Origin of the sequence: Nostoc sp. 106C, from assembly GCF_002154725.1 — a bacterium.
GTDB lineage: Bacteria > Cyanobacteriota > Cyanobacteriia > Cyanobacteriales > Nostocaceae > Aulosira.
In genome coordinates this window covers 19,988-27,489 of the sequence record NZ_MTAW01000072.1, presented here as the reverse complement: position 1 = coordinate 27,489, position 7,502 = coordinate 19,988, and the positions used below count along the sequence as shown (strand labels likewise).

General features: G+C 42.9%; 3 protein-coding genes. 1 reads left to right on the top strand and 2 read right to left on the bottom strand.

What is annotated here, in order from left to right; genetic code table 11:
* Nucleotides 1-247: 247 nt before the first annotated feature.
* On the bottom strand, nucleotides 248-2,935 hold the full coding sequence (locus BV375_RS07145; protein ID WP_086758748.1) for a tetratricopeptide repeat protein: 2,688 nt from the start codon (nucleotides 2,933-2,935) through the stop codon (nucleotides 248-250).
* Between the two features lie 355 nt (nucleotides 2,936-3,290).
* On the bottom strand, nucleotides 3,291-3,698 hold the full coding sequence (locus BV375_RS07140) for a hypothetical protein (RefSeq protein WP_086758746.1): 408 nt from the start codon (nucleotides 3,696-3,698) through the stop codon (nucleotides 3,291-3,293).
* Nucleotides 3,699-3,845: 147 nt separating this feature from the next.
* Between BV375_RS07140 and bchH the strand changes: the two genes are divergently transcribed.
* Nucleotides 3,846-7,499 carry a magnesium chelatase subunit H gene (gene bchH / locus BV375_RS07135; RefSeq protein ID WP_086758744.1) on the top strand — a complete coding sequence of 1,218 codons (3,654 nt, stop codon included), beginning with the start codon at nucleotides 3,846-3,848 and terminating at the stop codon, nucleotides 7,497-7,499.
* Nucleotides 7,500-7,502: the final 3 nt, after the last annotated feature.

The following is a 7,502-nucleotide window of genomic DNA, read 5'->3' as shown; positions in this document are numbered from 1 at the left end:
GATAATTTAACTTATTTACTACTAGCTCACTCCGGAAAGTGACAGAACAGGGGTAAAATAATTTTGAGTTATTTGTATTATCAGTTTTCATCCCTGTTCTCCCCAGCTACTTTTTGAATATACTATTATTTAATAACTTCCAAGGCTTCTTCTATTAGCAGATTTATTGTTTCTGATTTATTCAAAATAAAAGTTCAAAAAATGATCGACGGAAAATTCCCGCTTAATTGTTGCTTTTATGCTATTATCATCTTCTAAACTGGGCACGTATTAAACGCCATAAAAGCAGCAGAATTAGCCCTACAAAGGCAAAGGGAAAGGCTATCAACCCGAAAATAAAACACAAAATTAACTGTAACCACCCACGTTGAGTAAAGTTTATTAGTGATTTTAACCACTGAGGATAAGGCATTGCTTTAAGAGAAAGCCCAAGTTCTAGGAAAATCTGCTGGGCTTGATACAAGGCTGCAAATCCTTCTTGAATTTTGCCGCACTTAAAATAGGCATTTCCTAAACCGATTAAGGAATTACCTTCGCTGTTGCGATCGCTAATCTCCCTAGCGATATCCAAAGACTGCTGGTAGAACTCAATCGCCCGTTGGTAGTTTCCCAGGGAGTAGTAAGAATTACCCAAACCAATTAAGGAATAACCTTCACCGTTGCGATCACCGATTTCGCGTTTGATATCTAAAGACTGCTGATAGAACTTAATTGCCCGTTGATACTCTTCCAGGTAGTTGTAAGCATTGCCCAAATTACCCAAGGAAGTACCTTCGCCTTTGCGATCACCTATCTCCCTAGATATATCCAAAGACTGCTGCAAGAACTCTATTGCCCGTTGGTACTCTCCTAGGTAGTTGTAAGCATTGCCCAAATTACCCAAGGAAGTACCTTCGCCTTTGCGATCACCTATCTCCCTAGATATATCCAAAGACTGCTGCAAGAACTCTATTGCCCGTTGGTACTCTCCTAGGTAGTTGTAAGCATTGCCCAAATTACCCAAGGAAGTACCTTCGCCTTTGCGATCACCTATCTCCCTAGATATATCCAAAGACTGCTGGTGGAACTCAATCTCCCGTTGGTACTTTCCCAGGTAGTTGTAAGTACTGCCAAAATTGCCTAAGGAAGCACCTTCGTTTTTGCGATCGCCAATTTCCCTAGATATATTCAAAGACTGCTGGAAGAACTCTATCGCCCGTTGGTACTCTCCCAGCGAACCGTAAGCATTGCCTAAACCGATTAAGCAATTAGCTTCGCCGTTGTGATCGCCAATTTCCCTAGATATATCCAAAGACTGCTGGTGGAACTCTATCGCCCGTTGATACTGTCCCAGGGAACCGTAAGCATTGCCCAAACCGATTAAGCAATTAGCTTCGCCGTTGCGATCGCCAATTTCCCTAAATATCTCCAAAGACTGCTGGTAGAAATCTATCGCCCGTTGGTACTCTCCCAGGGAAAGGTAAGCATCGCCCAATAAAATGAGAGAAGCCCAATAATTCCAATTTTCACTATAGCCAATTTCTTGCCATTTACTTACCAACTGCCCGTATAAATCAACTTGTACGGTGTAATAGCCCTGGAAGGTCAAAAATTTATTGCAAAAGTTTAATACATCAAATGCTGAGTCATACTTTTCTAGTTGATACCAGTGATAAAAGATTTCTAAATGTTCTTTGATATCTTCTTTAGTCTGCCAGGGTTTTTGTTTAGCATTCAAAAGATAGTAATAAATTGCTTGTTGATGTGCTTCTGTTTGATTACCAGCTTTATACCGCACATATTCCAACACCACAGGCTGAAACTCAAACCGCCGCTTACCATTAAGTTTTTCTACCAACAAAGAACGCTTAACAATATTCCTTAATTCTCCCTCAATCTCTGCTGCTGAACTTCCCGCCAATACCCCCACAGCCGCAGCACTATCTACAGCACCACGATAAACACTAATATTCAGCAATAAAGCCTTTTGTAACTCATTCAACCTTTCAAAACTGGCATCCAATACTAACACCATCCCCACATTTTCCCGGCGATGTACACCTACTACTTGAGGATCTGCCAACAACTGCCGCAAATTCCCTAAGCCTAAATCTGCTAATCTGCTTAAATCTGGGTCTTGGGGATATTCTTCTTTTAATAAATCAGCTACCAATCGCAACAGCAAAGGATGTCCATCTACTAATTCAACAAACTCAGCTAAATCTCCCCGAATCCCTAATGCTGTTAACAGGGCTACCCCTTCATCTACTTGCAAACCTTTCAAAGGTAGCCACTCAAAGCCTTTTAATTCTGGTCTTTCTCTAGTGGTAACTATTACCTTACTATTACCGCCAGATTCCACCCAAGCGTTGAAAAATTCGCTGTAGAATAGACTTCCCCATTGTCTATTAGGTTGTAATAAACTCTCCAGGTTGTCAATAATCAGTAAAAATTCACCACTGCGTAAACACCTCACCAGCGCTTCTACTAACTGCGCTTCTTCTTCTGGAACCGGAAAGCCAAATTCACTTAGTACTTGACGGGCTAAATCGCTAAAACTTGCCCCATTACTAACATCCGCCCAAAATCGCTTGGGGAAACCTGCAATTTCTTCATAAATTTTCGCAGCTAGCATCGATTTACCCGCGCCACCGATGCCTTCTATGCCAATTAAAAAGGTATTGTTATCAGTTAACCATTGCTGTATTTGGGTAATTTCTGCTTTGCGTCCTTGCCAATAAGCCAAACTTTTCCGTGGGTTCCCAGCTTTGAGAACCCCTGGTGATTCTACTTTAGGTATTTGTTGTAATCGCTCTAGTATTGGTTCTATGCGCTCAACAACAATCCTTACTTCTGCGGCATTTATCTGCCCTACTTGAGTCACCTTGCTGTCACCGGAAGCAGTGACATTCATTTCAATGTTGCTCGAGTTACTGGGGTTGGGTTCTTCTGCCATTCTTGTTAGCAGGTAAAAATTGTGCTGGATGTTGTGGCTGCGATCGCAGAAGCAAATTTATAGGCTGGGCGGTAAGGGCACGGCAGTGCCCATTGGTGTCAACTTAAGCTCAAATGGTTAGCCCACAAAGGTTTTACTCTACCCCTTAATCCCCTCCCCGCTTGCGGGGAGGGGACGTTTTGGCTTTAGGCAAAACTGGGGTGGGGTGACGCGGATCGTGATAGGAAGTGAGAGAACACAAAATTATGTCTTCATTAGGGTTTCACGTTAAGTTGACACGTATGGGCAGTGCCGTGCCCCTACAGTTGGCGATATAATATTGTGCTGTATCTAAATGAGAACTACTATAGCTGAGTTAAAAACTCACTTGGTTTGCGTCGATTTTCCCAACTTGCTTAACTGTGCTCTGGTCGTAAGCATTAGCACTCACCTGAATATTGTCACCAGGTTTGTCAGCTGATGCTTGCAAAATCTTGGCGATTTCCTCTGCAAGTGCAGTATCTGCATCCAAAATCTTCTTTAATTGCACTCGCAAGCTGGCTTGTAAATCCTCATCATCTGGATTTTGCGCCACATCCGCCGCCGCTTCCTTCGCTGCTTCCTTAGCCTCTACTTTGGGATGTAACTTAGCCCAAATAGCTTTTGCTTTATTCCAACCATCTTCACCGACTTTCTGTGATGCGCCTTCTACAGCTTTATTACCCACATTCAGCAAAAATGGCAGGCAAGGGGCGAGAAACTTAACAATTAAAGCAATATCCATAGATTTACGCGGTTTAACCACTGTTATTTATACAATGGTATGTTAGCGCATTCCCAAAAAAGACAGGACATTAGCCTAACAGTGTCAGGTTTTACCTTGAAAGGCGAATTATGATCGAGGTAAAGACAATATTTTTTAGCTTAGGGCATGAAACGCATCGTCTTGATTGCTGGATTTGAATCCTTTAACGCTGACTTGTATAGAAAAGCAGCTTTTGTCGCTAACTCTCGCTGTCCTGAGTTGGATATTCGAGTGTTTAGCGATCGCGAGATTACCACCAAGCGCCAGGAAGTAGAAGCAGCACTCCAAGACGCTGATGTATTTTTTGGTAGCTTGCTATTTGATTATGACCAGGTTTTGTGGTTGCGCGATCACATCTCCCAAATTCCCATCCGGCTGGTGTTCGAGTCGGCTTTGGAATTGATGAGTTTAACCAAGTTGGGCGATTTTGCCATTGGCGACAAACCCAAAGGTATGCCCAAGCCAGTAAAATTCATTCTGGATAAATTTAGTAATGGCAGAGAAGAAGACAAACTCGCTGGTTATATTAGCTTTTTAAAGGTAGGACCGAAACTACTCAAATATATACCAGTGCAAAAAGTCCAAGATTTACGCAACTGGCTAATTATCTATGGTTATTGGAATGCTGGCGGCCCAGAAAATGCTGCCTCACTATTTTGGACGCTGGCGGAAAAATATTTAGGGTTAAAAGTTGGCGATATTCCCGCACCCGTGGAAACCCCGAATATGGGGTTATTACATCCCGATTATCAAGGATTTTTTGAATCGCCAAAAGCATATCTGGAATGGTATCAGCAGAAATTCAACGTGCAAAATCCGGTTGTGGGAATTCTGCTTTATCGCAAACACGTTATTACCAAACAACAATATATTCCCCAACTAATTCGCCGTTTTGAAGCAGCAGGATTAATTCCCTTACCGATTTTTATTAATGGTGTGGAAGGACACGTAGCGGTAAGAGATTGGATGTCAACCGACTACGAACTTCAGCAAAGAAAAGTTGGGAATATAGAAACTCCTTCACTTTCTGATGAAGCAGTGAAAGTAGATGCTGTAGTTTCTACGATTGGTTTCCCCTTAGTGGGCGGCCCGGCTGGTTCAATGGAAGCAGGGCGACAGGTAGAGGTAGCAAAACGCATTCTTACAGCTAAAAATGTCCCTTATTTTGTTGCCGCACCGTTGTTAATTCAAGATATTTATTCTTGGACTCGCCAAGGTATTGGCGGGTTACAAAGTGTTGTTTTGTACGCTTTACCAGAACTCGATGGGGCGATTGATACTGTTCCCCTTGGTGGTTTGGTGGGTGAAGATATTTATTTGGTTCCCGAACGGGTACAGCGATTAATTGGTAGGGTGAAAAGCTGGATTAATTTGCGACAGAAACCTGCATCGGAACGCAAGATTGCAATTATTTTATATGGCTTTCCTCCTGGTTATGGTGCTGTGGGTACGGCTGCATTATTAAATGTGCCGCGTAGTCTTTTAAAGCTGTTGCAAGCACTGAAAGAACAAGGTTATACAGTTGGGGATTTACCTGATGATGGGGAAGAATTAATTCGCTGGGTGAAGGAGGCGGATGAAGCTGTTATTGACAAGGTAGCAGAGATAGTTCCTGCGTCAGTTAACGCCCGTACTCTAGAAAAATGGTTAGGATATCTTCGCACTTCTCGGATTGAAAAACAATGGAAATCTCTTACGGGTGCAGGAATTAAAACTTATGGCGATGAGTTTCAAATTGGGGGTGTGCAGTTAGGAAATGTTTGGATAGGTGTGCAGCCACCTTTGGGTTTACAAGGCGATCCGATGCGGTTAATGTTTGAACGGGATTTAACTCCTCATCCTCAATATGCTGCTTTTTATAAATGGCTACAAAATGAGTTTCAAGCTGATGCTGTAGTTCATTTTGGTATGCACGGTACTGTGGAATGGTTGCCTGGTTCTCCTTTAGGTAATACTGGTTATTCTTGGTCGGATATTTTGTTAGGAGATTTGCCTAATCTATATATATATGCGGCAAATAATCCTTCGGAGTCGATTTTGGCAAAGCGTCGCGGTTATGGGGTGTTAATTTCCCATAATGTCCCGCCTTATGGTCGTGCTGGTTTGTATAAGGAGTTGTTGGCGTTAAGGGATTTAATTTCGGAGTATCGGGAAGATCCGAAAAAGAATTATGCGCTGAAGGAAGGTATTTGTCGGAAAATTGTGGACACTGGTTTGGATGCAGATTGTCCGTTAGAAGATGCAAAGAAGTTGGGAATTCCTTTTAGTTATGAAAATGTGCGGATGTTTAGTGCCCATGTTTTTGATGACTATTTGGTGAAGTTGTATGAGTATTTGCAGGTGTTAGAAAGTCGGTTGTTTTCTTCTGGGTTGCATACTTTGGGGGAAGCGCCGGATGAGGAGAGGTTGGCGGGGTATTTGGAGGCTTATTTTGGAGACGAACCGCAGAGGCGCAAAGAACACAGAGAGGAGGAAGGGGAAATTAGAGATTTGTTGATGCAATCTACGGAGGAGTTGACGAATTTATTGAGGGGTTTGAATGGGGAATATATTCCGCCTGCGCCTGGTGGTGATTTGTTAAGGGATGGGCCGGGGGTTTTACCTACGGGAAGGAATATTCATGCTTTAGATCCTTATAGAATGCCTTCACCTGCAGCTTATGAAAGGGGGAGGGAGATTGCGCAAAAAATTATCGCCCAACATTTACAAGAACATGGGAAGTATCCGGAGACTGTGGCGGTGATGTTATGGGGTTTGGATGCGATTAAAACTAAGGGTGAATCGTTGGGGATTCTATTAGAATTGGTGGGTGCTGAACCTGTGAAGGAGGGAACGGGAAGAATTGTCCGTTATGAGTTAAAACCTTTGGCTGAGGTGGGACATCCCCGCATTGATGTGTTAGGAAATCTATCAGGAATTTTCCGAGATAGTTTTGTGAATATCATCGAATTATTAGATGATTTGTTTCAACGGGCTGCTGATGCTGAGGAAGCAGAAGAGGAGAATTTTATTAGAAAACACGCTTTAGCTTTAAAAGCGCAAGGAGTGGAGAATACATCTGCAAGGTTGTTTTCTAACCCGGCGGGAGATTTTGGTTCTTTGGTAAATGACCAAGTTGTCGATGGTAATTGGGAATCTGGCGAGGAGTTAGGTAATACTTGGCAAAGTCGCAATGTGTTCAGCTATGGGAGACAGGATAAGGGTCAAGCTAGACCTGAGGTGTTGAATACTTTGTTGAAAACAAGCGATCGCATTGTCCAAGAAATTGATTCGGTAGAATATGGTTTAACCGATATTCAGGAATATTACGCCAATACTGGTGGGTTGAAGAAAGCCGCAGAAAAACAACGCGGTAAGAAGGTAACAACCAGTTTTGTCGAAAGTTTCTCGAAAGATACTACACCTCGCAACTTGGATGATTTACTGCGGATGGAGTACCGCACGAAGTTGGTAAATCCCAAATGGGCGCAAGCGATGGCTAATCAAGGTTCTGGTGGTGCGTTTGAAATATCCCAACGGATGACGGCGTTAATCGGTTGGGGCGGTACTGCGGATTTTACTGATGATTGGGTATATGACCAAGCAGCAGATACTTATGCTTTAGATGCAGAGATGGCGGAGAAATTACGCAAGGCGAACCCGGAAGCATTTCGCAATATCGTAGGCAGAATGTTAGAAGCGCACGGGCGGGGTTTCTGGCAAGCCGATCAAGATAAGTTAGATAAGTTACGCCAATTGTATGAATTAACCGATGAAGAGTTGGAGGGTGTGACAGTATAAATT